The sequence below is a fragment of the Nocardia elegans NBRC 108235 genome (genome assembly GCF_001612845.1).
Taxonomy (GTDB): Bacteria; Actinomycetota; Actinomycetes; order Mycobacteriales; family Mycobacteriaceae; genus Nocardia; species Nocardia nova.
The window spans coordinates 1-18600 of the sequence record NZ_BDBF01000058.1 but is presented as its reverse complement, the minus strand read 5'-3'; the positions used below and the strand labels follow the sequence as shown (position 1 = coordinate 18600).

The following is an 18600-nucleotide window of genomic DNA, read 5'->3' as shown; positions in this document are numbered from 1 at the left end:
CGCCTCCGCGTTCGCCGCGAGCCCGATCCGCCGCACCGGAGGGGTCGCGGCGCGCCGTGCCGCTCGGTCGCCGCGCAGATCCCGGTAACATAGGCTGTGCCGACCGGCGGACCTCCGCCGACCGGCATTGCGTTTAGTTCGGCTCGTCCACTTGCGAAAGGAACCAGTTGTCACCCGCGTCCGAGGGCGCCACACAGGAGGGCTCCTCTATCGAGCCGGGTGACCAACCCGGCGTCTCCGTCTCCGCAGATCCTCCGTTACCCGGTGGGCGGTGCCGATCGTGTCCGTAGTGCTCACCATCGTCAGCCTGCTGGGATTCATCGCGCTCACCGCGGGCACGGCGATCTTCGTCGCTGCCGAATTCTCGCTCACCGCACTCGAGCGCAGCACCGTCGAAGCGCACGCCCGCGAGGGCGACCGTCGCGCGCGCCAGGTTCGCCACGCGCACCGCACCCTGTCGTTCCAGCTGTCGGGCTCCCAGCTCGGCATCACCATCACCACCCTGGTCACCGGCTATATCGCCGAACCGGTGCTGGCTCGGCTCATCGAGCCGATCTGCACCGCGCTCGGCGCGGGCCCCGGGACCGCGCAGGGCGTTTCCCTGTTCATCGCGCTCGTGCTGGCGACCTCGCTGTCGATGACCTACGGCGAGCTGGTCCCCAAGAACATCGCGATCGCCAAACCGCTGACCACCGCGCGCTGGACGGCCGGTCCGATGATCGTGTTCACCACGGTCTTCTCCTGGCTGATCAAACTGCTCAACGGCGCCGCGAACTGGGCGGTGCGCCGGCTGGGCATCGAACCGGCCGAGGAACTGCGGTCGGCGCGCTCGCCGCAGGAGCTGGGCTCGCTGGTGCGCACCTCCGCGATGCGGGGCTCGCTCGATCAGCGCACCGCCCTCGTGGTGGACCGCTCGCTGCTGTTCGGTGAGCGCAGCGCCGAGGATCTGATGACGCCGCGGGTGAAGATCGAAACGCTGGATCAGAACGACACCATCACCGACCTCATCGCCGCCGCCGGCCGCACCGGCCTGTCCCGTTTCCCGGTCATCGACGGCGATCTGGACAACACCCTCGGCATCGTGCACGTCAAACAGACATTCCTGTATCCGGTCGCGCAGCGCGGCACCATCGCGCTGTCCTCGATCGCGCGGCCGGTGCCGATCGTGCCCGCCAGCCTCGACGGCGACACCGTGCTGGAACGGGTGCGCGCCGACGGGATGCAGCTCGCGCTGGTCGTCGACGAATACGGCGGCACCGCGGGCCTGGTGACCATGGAGGACATCATCGAGGAGATCCTCGGCGACGTCCGCGACGAGCACGACGAGGAGGAACTCGACGTGCGCCGCACCGCCCTGGGCTGGAACTGTTCCGGGCTGCTGCGCATCGACGAGGTGTCCCGGGCCACCGGATACGACGCGCCCGAGGGCGAATACGACACCCTCGGCGGACTGGTCCTGACCACCCTGGGCCGGATTCCGCTGGCCGGCGACGAGGTGCTGCTGCCCACCCCGAGCGCGACCAACGGGCACGCGATGCAGCCGCACACCCACGGCGGCTGGCTGGCCCGGGTGGAACGCATGGACGGACGACGCATCGACCGGGTGCTGCTGCAGCCGGTGGACGCCGATGCGGTGACGACGTGGGAGCTCAGCCATGGGTGATCTGTTCGGACTGTTGCTGACCGTCGTCCTGCTCGCCGCCAACGCTTTCTTCGTCGGCGCGGAGTTCGCGCTCATCTCCGCCCGCCGTGACCGGCTGGAAACCCTTGCCGCCCAAGGTAAACGGGGAGCCGGCACGGTAATCGGCGCGGCCGAGCATCTGTCGATGATGCTGGCCGCCGCCCAGCTGGGCATCACCATCTGTTCGCTGCTGCTGGGCCGCATCGGCGAACCGGCGATCGCGCATCTGCTCGAGCGCCCGTTCGACCTGGTCGGCGTGCCGGATCAGCTGCTGCATCCGGTGGGATTCGCGCTGGCCCTGGGCCTCGTGGTGATCCTGCACATGCTGATGGGCGAGATGATTCCGAAGAACATCGCCCTGGCCGGGCCGGAGCGGGTGGCGTTGCTGCTGGTTCCGATCATGCTGTGGTGGTTGCGCCTGGCCCGTCCGCTGATCGGCCTGTACAACCTGGCGGCCAATCTCACCCTGCGCGCGCTGCGCATCGAGCCCAAGGACGAGCTCGACGCGACCGTGTCGTCGGTGGAGCTGGCGGAGATGATCGGCGAATCCCGCTCGGAAGGTCTCATCGACGAAGAAGAGCATCGCCGTCTCACCCAGGCGCTGGGCACCACCGACCGCATCGTCGCCGATGTGATGGTGCCGCTGGCCACGACGCGCTGCGTGCCGCTGCGCGGTGACGGCACCACCCTGGGCGATATCGAATCCGCGGTCGCCGAGACCGGCTTCTCCCGCTATCCGGTGCGCGCGGGCGACGGCTCCCTGGTGGGCTATCTGCACGTCAAGGACGTGCTGGACAAGGTGGCCGACGATTCGGCCGGGCCGTCGACACCGATCCCGCGCACCGATATCCGGCCGCTTCCGACGCTGAGCATGGGCACCACGCTCTACGAGGCGCTGGCCCGGTTGCGCCGCACCAACAGTCATCTGGGCCGGGTCATCGACACCCGCGGCAATACCGTCGGCATCGTCGCGCTCGAGGATCTGGTGGAAGAGTTCGTGGGCACCGTGCGCGATGCCACCCACCGGGTAGCGGAATGACCGTGGACGCGACACCGGCTGCGGCGCAGGACCTTCGGGTCCTGCCGCCGGCGCAGTGGCGGAACCGGGCGCAGGTGCACGGGGACCGGGTCGACGAGATGGTCGGCCCGTACCTGCGGCAACGCGCCGACGGCCGCAAACATCCGGTGATCGACTTCCTGTTCACCTATTACGGGCACAAACCGGCCCAGTTGCGCCGCTGGCATCCGGGTTTCGGCGTGGCTCTGGCCGATGCCGAAGAGTACGCGCAGCGCCGCGGCTATCACCGCGTCGAGACGGCCGGCGGCCCGGTCCATACCGCCGATCCGGCCTTTCTCGACCGCCGCCGCGACACCGTCGAATTCGTCGCGTCCCTGCTGGCGGCCACCGCAGCACGGCCGGCGCAACTGTCCTGCTTCGGATTACACGAATGGGCGATGGTCTACCGCAGCGACGACGTGCGCCACCGGCAGGTCCCGCTGCGGCTCGGCCGTGCCGGCACCGACGCCGTGGTCGATTCGATGTCGTTGCGCTGCACGCACTTCGACGCCTTCCGCTTCTTCACCCCCGAGGCGGCGCCGCGCAATATCGAACAACTCACCCGCGACGACCAGTTCCGCCGGGAACAGCCCGGCTGCCTGCACGCGGGGATGGATCTGTACAAGTGGGCGTTCAAGCTGGTCCCGCTGATCGATTCGGATCTGCTGCTGGACTGCTTCGCCCTGGCCTGCGCCGCCCGCGAAATCGATATGCGCGCCAGCCCGTACGACCTCACCGACTACGGCTACCGGCCGATCGCCATCGAAACCCCCGGCGGCCGTGCCGAATACGTTCGCGCCCAGTCCGAGCTGGCCCGGCGGGCGGAGCCGTTGCGCACCGAACTGCTCGGCCGTTGCCGGGCACTGCTCGGGCCGTCCTGACCGGACGGCGCCGAGCGGCTCAGTTCGCGCGGCGGATACTCAATTCCGCCGTGGCGTCGTAGATCCACGACATATCCGCCGCCGCGAAATCCGCCAGCCAGGTGGGCGGCGCTGCCGCGGTGAGGGTTTCGAAGTTCCAGTAGTCCTTCCACAGCGAGACGCGCCCGTCGCGGACCCGGTGCACGGAGACGAACGGCAGCTCGGCGCGCTCGCCCGTCGGCCACACCCAGGTTTCGGAGTGCTCGTAGATCACGTCCGGGCCGTCGGCGACCAGCAGCCCGTCGTGGTTGGTGTATTCGGACAGCCCGCCCAGTCCGATGCGCAGGCGTTTGACGGTATCGTCCGGCCCTTTCGCGGCCAGCGTGGGACCGGTCGGCACATCGAGGTAGATGCAGTCCTCGGTGAGCGATGCGGCCACCGCGTCCCAGTCGCGCCGGGCCAGCGCCGCCCACAGCCGCCGCACGACCGCGCGCGGATCATCGTTGTCGGACATACCTTTTCCTCGCTCTCCGGATTTCCGGTTGCTTTCCGGTCCCGCGCCGGGCGCGGTTACACCACCGGGTCGATGGTGGCGTTGATGGTGTGAATGGTGCCGTCGGGAATGACGAAGGTTTCGGTGATGTCGACGGTCATCAACCGCACCCCGGCGACGCCGGAGTCGAGCAGATAGCGCGCGGTCACCACATCCCCGCATTCGGTCATCCGCAGATCGCGAATGTCCTGAATCACCGAATACTGGACGCCGTGATTCAGTTCCTGTGTCAATTGCGGGCCGGAATAGCCCGTCTTCAACCCGGCTTCGACACGGGTGGCGTCCGGCGCGAACGGCACCGCGCTCGCATCGTGTGAGACCAGCGCATCGATATACGCGCGGGCGACGGCCTGCCGGGGCGTATCGGCCGGATTCGGTGCTGCCGCAGCCATTCCCACTCCGGCGTTCAACGCGGCAGCCACCGCACCCGACATGACTGCAACGTGTTTCATTCCCATTCGCAGAGTTTGTCTCACGTGTTGCTGTGGCGCAACAGCTCGGTGGCCCCGGACGGCTTTCCCCGAAAACAGACCCGATGAGAAGGTGGGTGGGTTACCGTTTCGATGCATTGCCCGCAACCGGCGGTACCGACTATCTCCGCGCGCGGGACGCGTAACCCGTTTCACTGTGGAAGGTGGGGGTCCCGCAATGGCGCGGAGGTCGAGCAGGCGCACGCCCAAACCACTCATCGCCGCGGCCGCGGCCCTACTCGCGGCCGCGATTCTGCCGGTCGGCGGCGCATCGGCGGATCTGCAATCCGATATCGCCACCCAGGTGCAGCAATTCCTCGATATCGGCAAGGTCGCGGTGCCCCCGGCCGACTGCGGCCCGGGCTCGCGGCCGGAAACCGGTATGCAGGGCGATGTTCCGGCCGCCGACCGCGCCTCCGGCCGCAGCACGCAGGGCTACAGCTGCAATATGTCGTTCGTCGGCGGATACGCCGGCCACGGCGCCGGCATCACCTCGACCACCTACGACCACTGCTCCTACACCGGCTCGTTCTTCCCCGGCGATCTGCTCGGTCCCGCCCAGGGTGTGCAGGTGATCGACGCCTCCGATCCAGCGCATCCGGTGTTGAGCACCACCCTCACCGAACCGGCGATGATGGCCGGAACCTGGGAGAGCCTGAAGGTCAACACCGCGCGAAAACTGCTGGTGGGCACCGGGGTTCCGTTCCTGGAGGGTACGGGCTACCTGTCGGTCTACGACATCTCCGACTGCGCGCATCCGCGGCTGCTCAATCCAGGGCCGGGCACCAACCTGGCCATGCCCCTGCCCATCACCACCCACGAGGGCGGCTTCTCCCCCGACGGCCGGACCTATTGGGCCTCGGGCATCGCACCCGGCTTCGTCAGCGCGGTCGACCTCACCGATCCGGCGAATCCGCACGTGATCTGGCAGGGGCTCACCGGCATCGAGGCGCACGGCTTCGGTATCAGTCCCGACGGCAACCGCATGTATCTGTCGGCCCTGGGCGGATTCACGGTGCTCGATATCAGCGCGGTTCAGCGGCGCGATCCGAATCCGCAGGTCAACCACATCGGCCGGGTGTTCTGGACCGACGGCTGGGCGACCCAGCACAGCGTGCCGGTGAGCTACGACGGCACACCGTATCTGTTCACCGTCGACGAGGCGGGAGCCGGCGGGGTGAAACTGGTCGACATCTCCGACGAGAACAACCCCAAGGTCGTCGAGAAGATCAAGTTGCGGATCGATCTGCCGGAGAATCAGGACAGCATGCTCGCCTCCTCGATGGGCGGTTCGGTGTTCTCCTACGACCCGCACTACTGCGCGGCCGACCGTCCCGAGAATCCGACGGCACTGGCATGCGGGTGGGAATCGTCCGGCATCCGGGTGTTCGATGTGCGCGATCCGTTCCAGGTGCACGAGATCGCCTACTTCAATCCGCCCGCCCGCACCGGGCAGAATCTGCAACTGTGGAACTCGCCGCACGCACTGGGTTCGCTGATCGGACCACCGGCGCTGGAAGGCTTTTCGGTGGCGCGCGCCATTCTGGACGGGAAATTCGATCCGGCCCAGGCCCTGTCACCGCGCACCGGGATGCTGGCCTTCGGTGACGTGTCCTCCGACTGGTGTTTCGCGCCTCCGGAATGGCACGGCAGCCAGCTGTGGACCTCCTGCAACGACAATGGATTCATGGTGTTGCAGCTGGACAACGACGTGTATTCACCACCGGCCGACCAGCATTCGATCGTGGGGTCCTGAATGTCGCGAATGCTGCGCTGGGGCTCCTATGCGGCGGCGGCGTTGATCCTGCTCGTGATCGGCGCCGCGCTGCGGCCGGTCGTCCTGCCCGAGAACCACACCGCCGCACCGGTTCTCGACGCCACCGAAATCGGATTCGCCCAGGATATGACCGCTCACCATCAGCAGGCGATCCAGATGGTGCAGCGTCTGGACCCCGGGGTCGATCCGCAGGTACTGCGGCTGGCACAGCAGATCGACCAGTCGCAGCGGGTGGAGATCGGCACGATGCTCGGATGGCTGCGCCTGGCGAACGCCGCCCCGATGTCGGATCACCCGATGGCGTGGATGACGGCGGATACGGTTTCCGCTCACCATCATGCGGCGAGCGGGCCCGCCACCACCGCGCCGGCGGCCGGCATGCCGGGAATGGCGAGCACGGCCGAACTGGACCGGCTCTCGGCCGCCCGGGGGCGTGACGCGGAAATCGTTTTCCTGCAACTGATGTACCGCCATCACGAGGGCGGCATCGCGATGGCTCGCGCCGCCGACCGGCAGATCGCCTCCGGCCCGGTGAAGGAGCAGGCCCGGGCCATGCTTGTCGCCCAGAGCCAGGAGACCGGGTTGATCGCGCTGATGCTGAACCAGCGCGGCGCGCAACCACTCCCCTAGGCCGATTCCGGCGGCCACGGTCGACCGCTGCCGTAGCCGCAGGTTCGGCGGCCGCGGCGAGAGGGCCGGTCCGGTGCGAATCGTCCGGCGGACCCGAGGATGTCGGTGGGTGCCGCTATGGTCCCTGGGTCGGCACACAATCGAGAGGTTCGGACGCGGATGACTGTCGGTACGGCGATCACCATTCCCACGCATATCCACGGTTATCCGGATCTGGCGTTCGGCGGCTACGTGGCGGGCATGCTCGCCGATCGCGTCGGCGGTGAGGTGCGCGTCGACTTCCGGCGCGGTGTTCCGGTGCGCACCCCGGTCCTGATCACCGACTCCGAATCCGGCAGTGCGCTCACCGATTCCGACGGCACAATCCTCGCCGAGGCGAGTCCGGGTTCGGTGGAATTGGCCGTCACCCCGCCACCCGCATGGGAAGAGGCACTGGTCGCGTCTCGCGACTCGTTCGCCGCGGGCCGGCCCATTCCCGACTGCTACGGCTGCGGCACCGCGAATTCACCGGGCCGGGGCCTGCGACTGTATCCCTGGCGGATGCGCGACCACGATCTCGTCGCGGCCGCCTGGGTTCCCGATGCCGAATTGGCCGGGCCCGGAGGGCATCTGACCACGGAGAACATCTGGTCGGCGGTCGACTGCCCCGGCGGCTGGGCAGCCATCGAACTGTCCGGAATGCGACCCGGAGGCGTCACGGCCGCCCTCACCACCCGTCGCATCGGACCGGTGCGCGCCGGGGAGAAGTACCTGGTGTGGTCCTGGCCGATCGCCGCCTCCGGGCGCAAACACACTGTCGGCGTGGCCATTTCGACACCGAAGGGCGATCTGCGCGTCCTGGCCGAAGCGCTGTGGGTCGAGCCCCGGCGGTAATCTCCCCTGCCGGTCAACCTGGCAACTCCTGGCTGCCCTACGGCAGTGGCCAGCTTCCCGCCTGACCCGAAACCTCTGCGGCACAACATCTCACGATGGCATACCGCGAGCTCCCGGCACCGTGCCGATGAATCCCGCGATCGGTTCGCCTACTCTCCGGCGCCCGCCAGACTGCGATAGGCGGCAGCGTAGGAATCCGGGCGTACGTCGCCCATCAACAGGTACTGCTGCAAAAATCCCATCATCGCGCCGAGCATGACCTGGGCGAGCGCGTCGACATCGGCTGCGGCGGAGAGCAATCCGGCCTCGCGAGCGCGCAGGAGCAATTCCCGCCAGGCGTTCCGGACTTGCGCCAGGCGTTCACGGACGATCCCGGCCACCACCTCGTCCCGCCCGGCCTCCGCCCACGCCTGCACCGCGACGCGCGGGATATCACCGTCGCGAGCCAGATCCGCGATCTGCCCGAGCACCGACTCCAGCGCATCGATCGGTGCCACCGGCGTCGCCCCCTCGGTGAGCTGAGCCAGATTCGCCGTCATCCGGCCGAGCACGGAGTCGGCGATCGCGCGGATGATGTCGTTCTTGGATGCGAAGTAGCCGTACACCGCCCCGGCCGACATCCCCGATTCGGCGATCACCGCCGACATCGTCGTCTTGTGGAAGCCCTCCCGGGCCACGCACCGCACAGCGGCGGCGATGAGCTGGTCCCGCCGGGCGGTACGACGTTCCTCGGTCAGTCGCGGCATGTCCGCATCATAAAAAGAACGTTCGTTCTTGACAATCTTCTCCCCGCGGGCGCATGCTCGAGATATAAAAAGAACGTTCCTTCTCTTTGGAGTTGCGATGCGACCGTCGCCCGCCACCGTTCTCGGACCGGTTCTGGCCCTGTCCGCTCTGATCACCGTGCTGGTCACGGCCTTCGCCTGGCCGACCACCAATCTGGCCCCACGTCACCTCCCGGTCGGGCTGGCCGGCCCGGCCCCCGCCGTCGAACAGGTGCGCCAGGGCCTCGGCGCGCTCGGCGAATCGGCGATCGACACGACGACGTATCCCGACCGCACGACGGCCGTTCAGGCCATCGAGGATCGCGATATCTACGGCGCCATCGTGATCGGCGCGAACGGACCGGAGGTGTTGACCGCCTCCGCAGCCGGTCCGGCCGTCGCCCAAGCCCTGACCGAAGCCGCCCGGAGCATGAGCCGATCCGCTGCGCCGCAGACGAGTTCCGGGCAGTCGCCACAGCCCGGTAGTCCTGTCGCGGGCCAACCCGCACCCAGCACCCCGATGCCGCAACAGCTTTCGCCGACGCCGGTGGTCACCGATATCGTCGCCACGCCTGCCGCCGACCCGCACGGTGCGGTATTCGGCCTCACCCTGGTTCCCATGGTCATCGGCGGCCTGTTGACCGGCGCCGCCCTGTCGCTGCTGACGCTGGGCCGCACCGCGCGGATCGGCGCGGCCGTGGCCGTCGCACTCATCGCCGGATTCGCCGTCACCGCCGTACTGCACACCTGGCTCGACGTGCTGACCGGAAATTACCTCGCCAACGCGGGAGTGGTCGCCCTGGCCATCGGCGCGATCGCACTCGCACTCCTCGGCCTGCGCGCCGTGCTCGGCCTCGCCGGACTCGGTGTGGGCGCGGCAACTTTTGTCGCACTGGGCATTCCACTCTCCGGCGCCATGTCCGCACCGGAACTGCTGCCGGCCGGCTGGGGCACCCTGGGAACACTGCTCCCGCCCGGCGCGGCCGCCACCGCGCTGCGCTCGACCGCGTATTTCGGCGGTGCGGGCTCGGCAGCGGCACTGGCGGTGCTGAGCTGCTGGGCCGTGGGCGGCTTGTTGCTGGCGACTGTTCCCCGGCGCAACCGCCATCTTCCCGAGCCGGCGCACGACACCGAACCCGCACAGCTCGCCCGGACGGCGTGATCGCCCCGAGACGACCCGGGGCAGCCGACCCCAGTTGTGGCCCACGATACAATCGGGCCTGCTCAATCGATGCCGACCGCGACCACGCAACTACCCATGGGTAACATGACAGGCGTACTTTTTCCATCCGGCTTTCTCGAAATGAGGCAGTAGATGACAGAGCGGATTCAGGTCGGCGGGCTCCAGGTGGCCAAGGTTCTTCACGACTTCGTGGAGAACGAGGCGCTCCCCGGCTCCGGCGTAGATTCCGCCGCGTTCTGGACCGGTGCGGAGAGCGTCATCAACGACCTCGCTCCCCGCAACCGCGCCCTGCTGGCCGAACGCGACGAGATCCAGGGCAAACTCGACGCCTGGCACGCCGAGAACCCGGGTAAGGGCTACGACAAGGCCGCCTACAAGAAGTTCCTCGCCGAGATCGGCTACCTGCGCGAGGAGCCCGCCGATTTCGCCATCGGCACCCAGAACGTCGACGACGAGATCGCGACCACCGCCGGCCCGCAGCTGGTCGTGCCGGTGAGCAACGCGCGCTTCGCCATCAACGCCGCCAACGCGCGCTGGGGCTCGCTCTACGACGCGCTCTACGGCACCGACGCCATCTCCGAGGCCAACGGCGCGGAGAAGGGCACCAGCTACAACAAGGTCCGCGGCGACAAGGTCATCGAGTGGGCGCGCAACTTCCTCGACGACGCGGTGCCGCTGATCACCGGCTCGCACGTCGGCTCCAAGGCCTACAAGATCGTCGACGGTGAACTCGAGGTCACCCTCGAGGACGGCACCGACATCGGGCTGGCCGATTCCTCGGCCCTGGTCGGCTACCTGGGCGATCCGTCCGCGCCGAGCTCGATCCTGCTGCGCCACAACGGTTTGCACATCGACATCCAGATCGACCCGCAATCGCCGATCGGCAAGACCGACGACGCGGGCGTCAAGGACGTCGTGCTCGAGTCCGCGGTCACCACGATCATGGACTTCGAGGACTCGGTCGCCGCGGTCGACGCCGAGGACAAGGTGCTCTGCTACCACAACTGGCTGGGCCTGATGAAGGGCGATCTGGCCGAAGAGGTCAGCAAGGGCGGCAAGACCTTCACCCGCACCATGAACCCGGACCGGGTATACACCGGCCTCGACGGCAATGACGTGGTCCTGCACGGCCGCTCGCTGCTGTTCGTCCGCAACGTGGGCCACCTGATGACCTCCGACGCGATCCTCGACGCGCAGGGCAACGAGGTGCCCGAGGGCATCCTCGACGGCCTGATCACCTCGCTGATCGCGGTGCACTCGCTCAACGGCAACGCCAAGGTCAGCAACTCGCGCACCGGTTCGGTGTACATCGTGAAGCCGAAGATGCACGGCCCCGACGAGGTCGCCTTCGCCAACGAGCTGTTCGGCCGGGTCGAGGATGTGCTGGGCCTGCCCCGCAACACCCTCAAGGTCGGCATCATGGACGAGGAGCGCCGCACCACCGTCAATCTCAAGGCCTGCATCGCGGCCGCGAAGGACCGCGTGGTGTTCATCAACACCGGCTTCCTGGACCGCACCGGCGACGAGATCCACACCTCCATGGAGGCCGGCGCGATGATCCGCAAGGCCGAGATGAAGAAGCAGCAGTGGATCCTGGCCTACGAGGACTGGAACGTCGACAAGGGCCTGGCCACCGGCCTGCAGCACAAGGCGCAGATCGGTAAGGGCATGTGGGCCATGCCGGATCTGATGCACGACATGCTCGAGCAGAAGATCGGCCACCCGCGCGCCGGCGCGACCACCGCCTGGGTGCCCTCCCCGACCGCCGCCACCCTGCACGCCACCCACTACCACCTGGTGGACGTGTTCAAGCGGCAGGCCGAGATCGCCAAGGGCGGCCCGCGCGCCACCGTCGACCAGATCCTGGAGATCCCGCTGGCCGCCGACACCAACTGGTCGGCCGAGGAGATCCGCAACGAGCTGGACAACAACTCGCAGTCCATCCTGGGCTACGTGGTCCGCTGGATCGATCAGGGCGTCGGCTGCTCCAAGGTGCCCGACATCAACGATGTCGCGCTCATGGAAGACCGTGCGACCCTGCGCATTTCGAGCCAGCTGATGGCGAACTGGCTGCGCCACGGCATCGTTACCGAGGAGCAGATCGTCGAGAGCCTGGAGCGCATGGCGCCCGTCGTGGACCGGCAGAACGCCGGCGACGCCGCCTACAAGCCGATGGCCCCCGACTTCGCCGGCAGCGTCGCCTTCCAGGCCGCCAAGGAACTGATCCTCGAAGGTGCCTGCCAGCCCAACGGCTACACCGAGCCCATTCTGCACCGCCGCCGCCGTGAGGCGAAGGCGCTCGCCGCGAAGGGCTGATCCGACACCCGCCGTGACCTGTCGCGGCGAACGGCTGACGAAGCAGCCCCGGTCGTATCGAACGACCGGGGCTGCTTCGCGTTCGGAACTCTTCGCCACCGCAGCTTCACCGCGCAAGCCTGGCGTTTCGGCCCCCGGCCCTGCGACACATCCGGGCGCTCGGGCGCGGGAATGCGCGGCGGTATCGAACCGTTGTCGCCGCATATGCGAATTCTGATCGTGTATGCGCATCCCGAACCCGATTCGCTCACCGGAGCCCTCAAAGATGTTGCGGTGGAACACCTTCGCGGTGCCGGACATGAGGTCGTGGTCAGCGATCTGTATGCGATGGGCTGGAAGGCGCAGGCCGATGCCGCCGATTTCGGCGAGTCCGGTGCGGGCACCTTCATGCAGGCCTCCGGCGAGGCGTACAGCAACGGCACGCTGGCCGCCGATATCACGGCCGAACAGGACAAACTGCGGTGGGCCGACGCGGTGCTGCTGCACTTTCCGCTGTGGTGGTATTCGATGCCCGCCATCCTCGAGGGCTGGGTGGACCGGGTGTTCACCAACGGCTTCGCCTACGGATCCGGCAGCACGGCGCTGCCCCGATACGGTGCGGGCGCGCTGAGCGGGCGGCGAGCCATGCTGGTGGTCTCCATCGGCGGACGGGAGCCGGCCTACTCCGAGCGCGGCATCAACGGTCACATCGACGACCTGCTCTTTCCCATCCACCACGGCATCCTCTACTACCCCGGCATGGATGTGCTGCCCCCGTTTCTCGTCCACGGCACCATCCGGGTCGACTCCGAACGTTTCTCCGGCATCGCCGACGACCTGCGGGCGCGATTGTCGCGGATCGACGCGATCGAGCCGATCCCGTACCGCACCCAGGCCGGCGGCGATTACGACCGCAGCCTGCGACTCCGGGACGGCTTGGGCCGCGAAGCGACCGGATTCGGACTGCACCGCGCAGGCTGAGCTGCGCACCAGGCTGAAGACCGAGCTCACAGATCCGATCCCCCCTACGCCGGTCGCGGCGTGGCCGAACACACACACGACTCCGCGAGGTCAGGGAATAGTTCGAACACCCCCAGCGCTGTAACTGCGGCAACGGGGGTTCGCGTCGCGCGCCGGATCGGTTGCGGCGACGAAAAAATGACCCGACAACGGCGGTAACGCTGTGTCACCATGACAACGATGATCAACCGGTCCCGCCGCACAGCGGGGCAACTCGACGAGTAACGGGAAGGAGGAGGTGGCCGATGTATCCGAAGAGTATGCGCGACGAGGTGAACGATCTTGCCGGGCAGCGACATTCGATCGGCGTCGAGCAGTCGCAGAGCATTCTGCGGCAAGCCGAGCGGGAATCCGGTCGCCTCTTCCGGCAGGCCTGATCGGCTCCCCCTCTCCTTCTCGTTCCACTTTTCACGAAACATGGTGACCCCCATGCTGTCTCGTCACGCCGAAAGACCCCTCGCTCCCGACAACTGGATACACGCCCAGGTACTGGTCCTCAACGCCTCCTACGAGGCGCTGACCGATATCGGCGCAGATCGCGCGGTCGTGCTGGTGATCAGCGGGACCGCCGAGACCGTGGCCGAGCGGCAACCGCACTTCCCGATTCGCTCCAAGCATCTGGAAATCGCTCTGCCGCAGACGATCCGGTTGCTGCGCTACGTCTATCTCGAGCACAGCGTGCTCGTGCACGACGAGAGCCGGGCCACCCTCGCGGGTGTGCTGCGGCGGGACCGTCACCGGTGCGGATACTGCGCCGGTTGGGCCCGCACCGTCGACCACATCCGCCCGCGCAGCCGGGGCGGACCCAATACCTGGAACAACCTGGTCGCCGCCTGCGGACCGTGCAACACCCGCAAGGCCGACCGCACCCCGGACGAGGCCGGGATGCGACTGCTCTGGGAGCCCAAGGCGCCCACCGACATGCAGCGGCGGCAACGGCGGATCTGGAAGGACCTCGTCGCCACCGGCGCACAGTGAACAGCCACCGGCGCACAGTGAACACCCGTCCGTACACAGTGAACACCCGCACATCCCGAGGAAGGAGGGATCCGATATGACAACTACGACTCCGGCACTCACCCTGGTGGATCTGCTCCCGGTCTCGGATACACAGAGCTGGGACCAGGCCGCCTGCAAGGGTGACCCGAACCACGATGCCTGGTTCCCGTACCCGTCGCAGGACTTCGACTACGCGCGCGGAATCTGCGCCGGCTGCCCCATTCGCCGGCAGTGCGCGGAGTTCGCGGCCGGCACCGGCCAGTCCGGTGTGTGGGGCGGTCACGAATTCGACCGCGGCAAGCTGATCCGCGACTGAGAACGACACGTGCGAGTGGTCCGCGCCACTCGCACGATCCGAGCCCGGCGCTCGACCGATCCTGGTCGAGCGCCGGTTTTCGCGTGACCATACACTGGAAAATCGTGGGCACACATCGCAGCGCGGACGGATCACGGGGCGTCAGCAAAGGTTTGGTTATCACCGTGGTGGCGGTCCTGCTGCTGATCGCGGCGGTCGCCGGTTGGTTCTGGCTCAGCAATCGTTCGGCATCGGAGAACCGCAGCGCCGCCGGCCAGTGCATCGAGGGCCCGGTGACCCTCGCGGTCACCGTCGATCCCGATATCGCCGCTCCCGTGCGCGCCGCCGCCGACCGCTACAACGCCACCCACCCCCAGGTCCGCGATCACTGCGCGAAGGTCTCCGTCACCGAACGGACCACCGCCGCGATGGTGACCGGGCTCACCGCACCGAACTGGGACGCCAAGCTCGGCCCGCAACCCGGTCTCTGGATTCCGAGGTCTTCGCGCGCGGTCGAGCAGATGCGGGTGCCGGGACTGGTCCAGGGCACGCCCGCCTCGATCGCCGTCAGCCCGATCGCGGTGGCCGCGCCCGGCCCCCTGGCGCAAGCGATGGAGAAGGCCAACCTCAGCTGGTCGGATCTGGCGCGGCTGCAGCGCGGGTCGCTCGGCGATATCGGCCTCGGCAGCTGGGGTCCGCTGCGGATGGCGATGCCACCGGGTGACGATTCGCTGGCCGCCGCGGTCGCGGTCGGGTCGGCCGTCTCCGGCTCCGATCCGCTGACCGATGAGTCCGCCGCGTCCGGTCAGGTCATCGCCGCCATCTCCGGATTGGCCGCCGACGCACCGGAATCCGGGGACACCGCCTCCGCGCTGGCGGCGGTCGCCGATTCCGCGCAGGGCCCCAACTCCCCGATCCACGCGGTAGCAGTTACCGAGCAGCAAGCCAAGGCGCGGCCGAGCGTCGCGCTGTTCCATCCGACCGGTGCCGCGCCGGTCGCCGATCACCCCGCCGCGATGCTCACCGGAAGCTGGGTCGACAAGACCCAGAACCTGGCGGCCGGCATGTTCGCCGACTTCCTGCGCGCTCCCGAACAACAGAAGCTGTTCACCGACAACGGATTCGGCGCCGCGGCCGCCACACCCACCGCGGTGCCGGCGAAGTCGGTCCTCGATCGGGTGCAGTCGGTGCTCGCCCATCCGGTGCTGGGCGTGCAGGCCACGATTCTCATCGACACCTCGGCGTCGATGGCCCCCAGCGACGGTTCGATGTCGCGGTTGAACAACGCTCTCGCCGCGGTCCAGTCGACCCTCGACACCATGCCGCCGGATTTCGGTGCCGGCGCCTGGATCTACGCCAATCAATTGACCGACGGCAATCCGTATCGGATGGTCGCGCCCACCCAGGCGCTCACACCGCAACACCGCTCCGAATTGTCCACGGCCCTGGGCAATGTCACGCTGGCCGGTTCGAGCACCGACCGCACCTACCCGTCGCTCGAGGCCGCCTACCGCAGCGCGGTGAAGAACTATTCCCCGGGTAAGACGAATTCGGTGCTGCTCATCACCGGCGGCCCCAACGACAATTCCTCGGTGACCGGGGATCAGCTGATCACCGAGATCACCGGCGTCGCCGATGCCGCGCATCCGGTGCGGGTGGATGTGATCGTCGTGGGCGGCCAGGGCGCGCAGACCCTGCAGAATCTGGCTCAGAAGACCGGCGGCACCTACACCAAGGTCAGCACCTCCGACGACATGACCTTCGGCACCGCCGTCAACCACGCGCTGACCACGCCGTAGGGCTGTTCGCCGCCGGCTTACCAGCCCACGGATCTCGGGCACCGTCACAGCCGCTAGTGCTAGTAAGATGCAAGCAGTTGGCGAAGGAGGTGTGGTGTCCGAGGAACAGCGTTCGGAACAGCGGTCGGGCTGTCCGATCAACGCCGCCGTCGAGGTGGTCGGAGATCGGTGGACGATGCTGGTGCTGCGCGACATCATGTTCGGCGACCGCCGTCACTTCCGGCAACTGCAGTCCCGGTCGGAGGAGGGCATCGCCTCCAATATCCTCGCCGACCGGCTCAAAACCCTCGTCGACGCCGGACTGCTGACCCGCGACGAGGTCCGCCGTGGACAGCGCGCCACCTACAGCCTCACCGAACCCGCGATCCAGCTGGTTCCGGTGCTGGCCGCCCTCGCCTCCTGGGGCCTGCGACACCGTCCGACAACCCCCGAATTGCGCGTCCGCGCGGAACTGCTCGAGGCCGGCGGCCCGCAACTGTGGGCGGAATTCATGGACGAGCTGCGCGAACGCCACCTCGGCATCGCGCGCCCGGATACCGGCAAGCCGACCGCCACCGAACGTCTCGCCGAGGCCTACGCGCAGGCGGTCGCCGCCGAAGCGTGACCGCCTGCGCTCGGCCGATAACTCAGTCGGTGTATGCCTCGAGCGGCGGGCACGAGCACACCAGATTGCGGTCGCCGAAGGCTCCGTCGATGCGCCGGACCGCGGGCCACACCTTGGCCCGGCCGGAGTGCACACCGAGCGGGTAGACGGCGGTCTCCCGGCTGTAGGGATAGTTCCAGTCGCCGACGAGCGAAGCGGCGGTATGCGGTGCGCCGCGCAGCGGGCTCTGCTCGACCGGCCAGGTGCCGGCGGCAACCTCGTCGATCTCGCCCTTGATCGCGATCATCGCGTCGGCGAACGCGTCGAGCTCTTCGAGGTTCTCACTTTCGGTGGGCTCGACCATCAGCGTTCCGGCGACCGGGAAACTCATGGTCGGGGCGTGGAATCCGTAGTCGGCCAGGCGTTTCGCCACATCGTCGACGGTCACGCCGGTGCGCTTGGTGATCTCGCGCAGATCCAGGATGCACTCGTGGGCGACCATGCCGTTCTCCCCGGTGTAGAGCACCGGAAAATGCGAATCCAGCCGCCGCGCAAGGTAATTGGCCGAGGCGATCGCGGTCAGGGTGGCCCGGCGCAGGCCGTCGGCGCCCATCATCCGGATATAGGCCCAGGTGATCGGCAGGATCGAGGCCGACCCGTACCGCGCCGCGGACACCGCGTGCGAATCCGGCTGCAGCGGATCGCCCGGCAGGTAGGGCGCCAGATGTTCGCGCACCGCGACCGGGCCCACGCCGGGACCGCCGCCGCCGTGCGGAATGCAGAAGGTCTTGTGCAGGTTCAGGTGCGAGACGTCGCCGCCGAAGCGACCCGGACGAGCAAGTCCCACAAGGGCATTCAGATTCGCGCCGTCGACGTACACCTGTCCGCCCGCATCGTGGACGAGCGCGCACAACTCGGCCACCTCGTGTTCGTACACGCCGTGGGTGGACGGATAGGTGATCATGATGCAGGCCAGCCGGTCGGCGTGATCGGCGATCTTGGCGCGCAGATCGTCCAGATCGACGTCGCCGTTGTCCCGGCATCTCACGACCTCCACCCGCAGCCCGGCCATCGCCGCCGACGCGGCGTTGGTGCCGTGCGCACTGGAGGGAATCAGGCAGGTGTCGCGGTGGGTGTCACCGCGGTCGAGGTGATAGCGGCGGATCGCGAGCAATCCCGCGTACTCGCCCTGACTACCGGCATTGGGCTGCAGACTCACCCGGTCGTACCCGGTGACCGCGGCCAGCCAGTGCTCGAGATCCTCGATCACCCGCAGCATGCCGGGCGCGTCCTCCAGCGGCGCGTACGGGTGCAGGCGTGCGAAACCGGGCCAGGTGATGGGCTCCATCTCGGCGGTGGCGTTGAGCTTCATGGTGCACGAACCGAGCGGAATCATGCTGCGGTCCAAGGCGATATCCTTGTCCGACAGCTGCCGCAGATACCGCAGCATCGCGGTTTCGGTGTGATAACGCGTGAACGCCGGATGCGTCAGATAGGCCGAGGTCCTGGTTTCGATCGAGGGCAGCGTGGCCGTCTCCGGCACCCCGTCGGCGCCGAAGCATTCCAGCACGATCGCCACTTGGGCCGCGGTGGTCGCCTCGTCACAGGCCACCGCCACGTGGTCGGCGTCGACGAGACGCAGGTTGATACCGCGCCCCTTCGCCTTGGCGACCACGGCCTCGGCGCCACCGGGCACCGACACCAGGACGGTGTCGAAGAAGCGTTCGTGCACGACCGCGTCGCCGAGCCCGGTGGCGAGCC

The 18600-nt window shown here is 68.1% G+C and carries 18 protein-coding genes; 14 read left to right on the top strand and 4 right to left on the bottom strand.

What is annotated here, in order from left to right:
• The first annotated feature begins 280 nt into the window (after positions 1-280).
• From NE2_RS30475 to NE2_RS30465, 3 genes are read left to right on the top strand one after another with little or no spacing between them, the layout of a single operon-like run.
• On the top strand, positions 281-1663 hold the full coding sequence (locus NE2_RS30475) for a hemolysin family protein (RefSeq protein ID WP_063031721.1): 1383 nt from the start codon (positions 281-283) through the stop codon (positions 1661-1663).
• On the top strand, positions 1656-2720 hold the full coding sequence (locus NE2_RS30470) for a hemolysin family protein (protein ID WP_063031678.1): 1065 nt from the start codon (positions 1656-1658) through the stop codon (positions 2718-2720). Before NE2_RS30475 ends, NE2_RS30470 begins: the two co-directional genes overlap by 8 nt.
• Positions 2717-3619 (top strand): hypothetical protein, encoded by a 903-nt coding sequence (locus NE2_RS30465; protein ID WP_063031675.1) that lies wholly within the window; start codon positions 2717-2719, stop codon positions 3617-3619. The genes NE2_RS30470 and NE2_RS30465 overlap by 4 nt, the downstream gene beginning before the upstream one ends.
• Before the next feature lie 19 nt (positions 3620-3638).
• Here the strand turns inward: NE2_RS30465 and NE2_RS30460 are convergent, their stop codons facing one another.
• Together NE2_RS30460 and NE2_RS30455 are read right to left on the bottom strand one after the other, a co-directional pair.
• On the bottom strand, positions 3639-4112 hold the full coding sequence (locus tag NE2_RS30460) for a nuclear transport factor 2 family protein (protein WP_063031673.1): 474 nt from the start codon (positions 4110-4112) through the stop codon (positions 3639-3641).
• Positions 4113-4168: 56 nt separating this feature from the next.
• Positions 4169-4603: a DUF8021 domain-containing protein gene (locus NE2_RS30455; RefSeq protein ID WP_373862292.1), complete on the bottom strand. Its 435-nt coding sequence runs from the start codon at positions 4601-4603 to the stop codon at positions 4169-4171.
• A gap of 196 nt (positions 4604-4799) precedes the next feature.
• On the opposite strand from NE2_RS30455, the gene NE2_RS30450 reads away from it, so the two are divergent.
• From NE2_RS30450 to NE2_RS30440, 3 genes are all read left to right on the top strand, one after another.
• Positions 4800-6377, top strand: coding sequence for an LVIVD repeat-containing protein (locus NE2_RS30450; RefSeq protein WP_030517711.1), 1578 nt, complete (start codon positions 4800-4802; stop codon positions 6375-6377).
• Complete coding sequence (locus NE2_RS30445; protein ID WP_063031669.1) at positions 6378-7028, top strand: DUF305 domain-containing protein; 651 nt, start codon at positions 6378-6380, stop codon at positions 7026-7028.
• A 159-nt stretch (positions 7029-7187) separates the two neighbouring features.
• A complete protein-coding gene (locus NE2_RS30440) occupies positions 7188-7901 on the top strand; it encodes a hotdog fold domain-containing protein (protein WP_063031667.1) in 714 nt (237 codons plus the stop codon).
• Between the two features lie 149 nt (positions 7902-8050).
• Here the strand turns inward: NE2_RS30440 and NE2_RS30435 are convergent, their stop codons facing one another.
• Positions 8051-8647, bottom strand: coding sequence for a TetR/AcrR family transcriptional regulator (locus tag NE2_RS30435; protein WP_063031665.1), 597 nt, complete (start codon positions 8645-8647; stop codon positions 8051-8053).
• Positions 8648-8744: 97 nt separating this feature from the next.
• On the opposite strand from NE2_RS30435, the gene NE2_RS30430 reads away from it, so the two are divergent.
• From NE2_RS30430 to NE2_RS30400, 8 genes are all read left to right on the top strand, one after another.
• Positions 8745-9827, top strand: a complete 1083-nt coding sequence (locus tag NE2_RS30430) for a hypothetical protein (RefSeq protein WP_063031663.1) — start codon at positions 8745-8747, stop codon at positions 9825-9827.
• Between the two features lie 153 nt (positions 9828-9980).
• Positions 9981-12164, top strand: coding sequence for a malate synthase G (locus NE2_RS30425; RefSeq protein ID WP_063031661.1), 2184 nt, complete (start codon positions 9981-9983; stop codon positions 12162-12164).
• A 204-nt stretch (positions 12165-12368) separates the two neighbouring features.
• Positions 12369-13124: an NAD(P)H-dependent oxidoreductase gene (locus NE2_RS30420; protein ID WP_063031719.1), complete on the top strand. Its 756-nt coding sequence runs from the start codon at positions 12369-12371 to the stop codon at positions 13122-13124.
• Between the two features lie 284 nt (positions 13125-13408).
• Positions 13409-13540, top strand: coding sequence for a hypothetical protein (locus NE2_RS37475; protein WP_267468827.1), 132 nt, complete (start codon positions 13409-13411; stop codon positions 13538-13540).
• Between the two features lie 52 nt (positions 13541-13592).
• Complete coding sequence (locus NE2_RS30415; protein ID WP_063031717.1) at positions 13593-14141, top strand: HNH endonuclease; 549 nt, start codon at positions 13593-13595, stop codon at positions 14139-14141.
• A gap of 76 nt (positions 14142-14217) precedes the next feature.
• A complete protein-coding gene (locus tag NE2_RS30410) occupies positions 14218-14478 on the top strand; it encodes a WhiB family transcriptional regulator (protein ID WP_030517719.1) in 261 nt (86 codons plus the stop codon).
• 104 nt (positions 14479-14582) lie between these two features.
• Positions 14583-16256 (top strand): substrate-binding domain-containing protein, encoded by a 1674-nt coding sequence (locus tag NE2_RS30405; protein ID WP_181320981.1) that lies wholly within the window; start codon positions 14583-14585, stop codon positions 16254-16256.
• Between the two features lie 94 nt (positions 16257-16350).
• Positions 16351-16860, top strand: a complete 510-nt coding sequence (locus NE2_RS30400) for a winged helix-turn-helix transcriptional regulator (protein WP_030517721.1) — start codon at positions 16351-16353, stop codon at positions 16858-16860.
• A gap of 22 nt (positions 16861-16882) precedes the next feature.
• Here NE2_RS30400 and gcvPB read toward each other — a convergent pair.
• A partial coding sequence (gene gcvPB, locus NE2_RS30395; protein WP_157110978.1) for an aminomethyl-transferring glycine dehydrogenase subunit GcvPB occupies positions 16883-18600 on the bottom strand: 1718 nt, incomplete at its 5' end.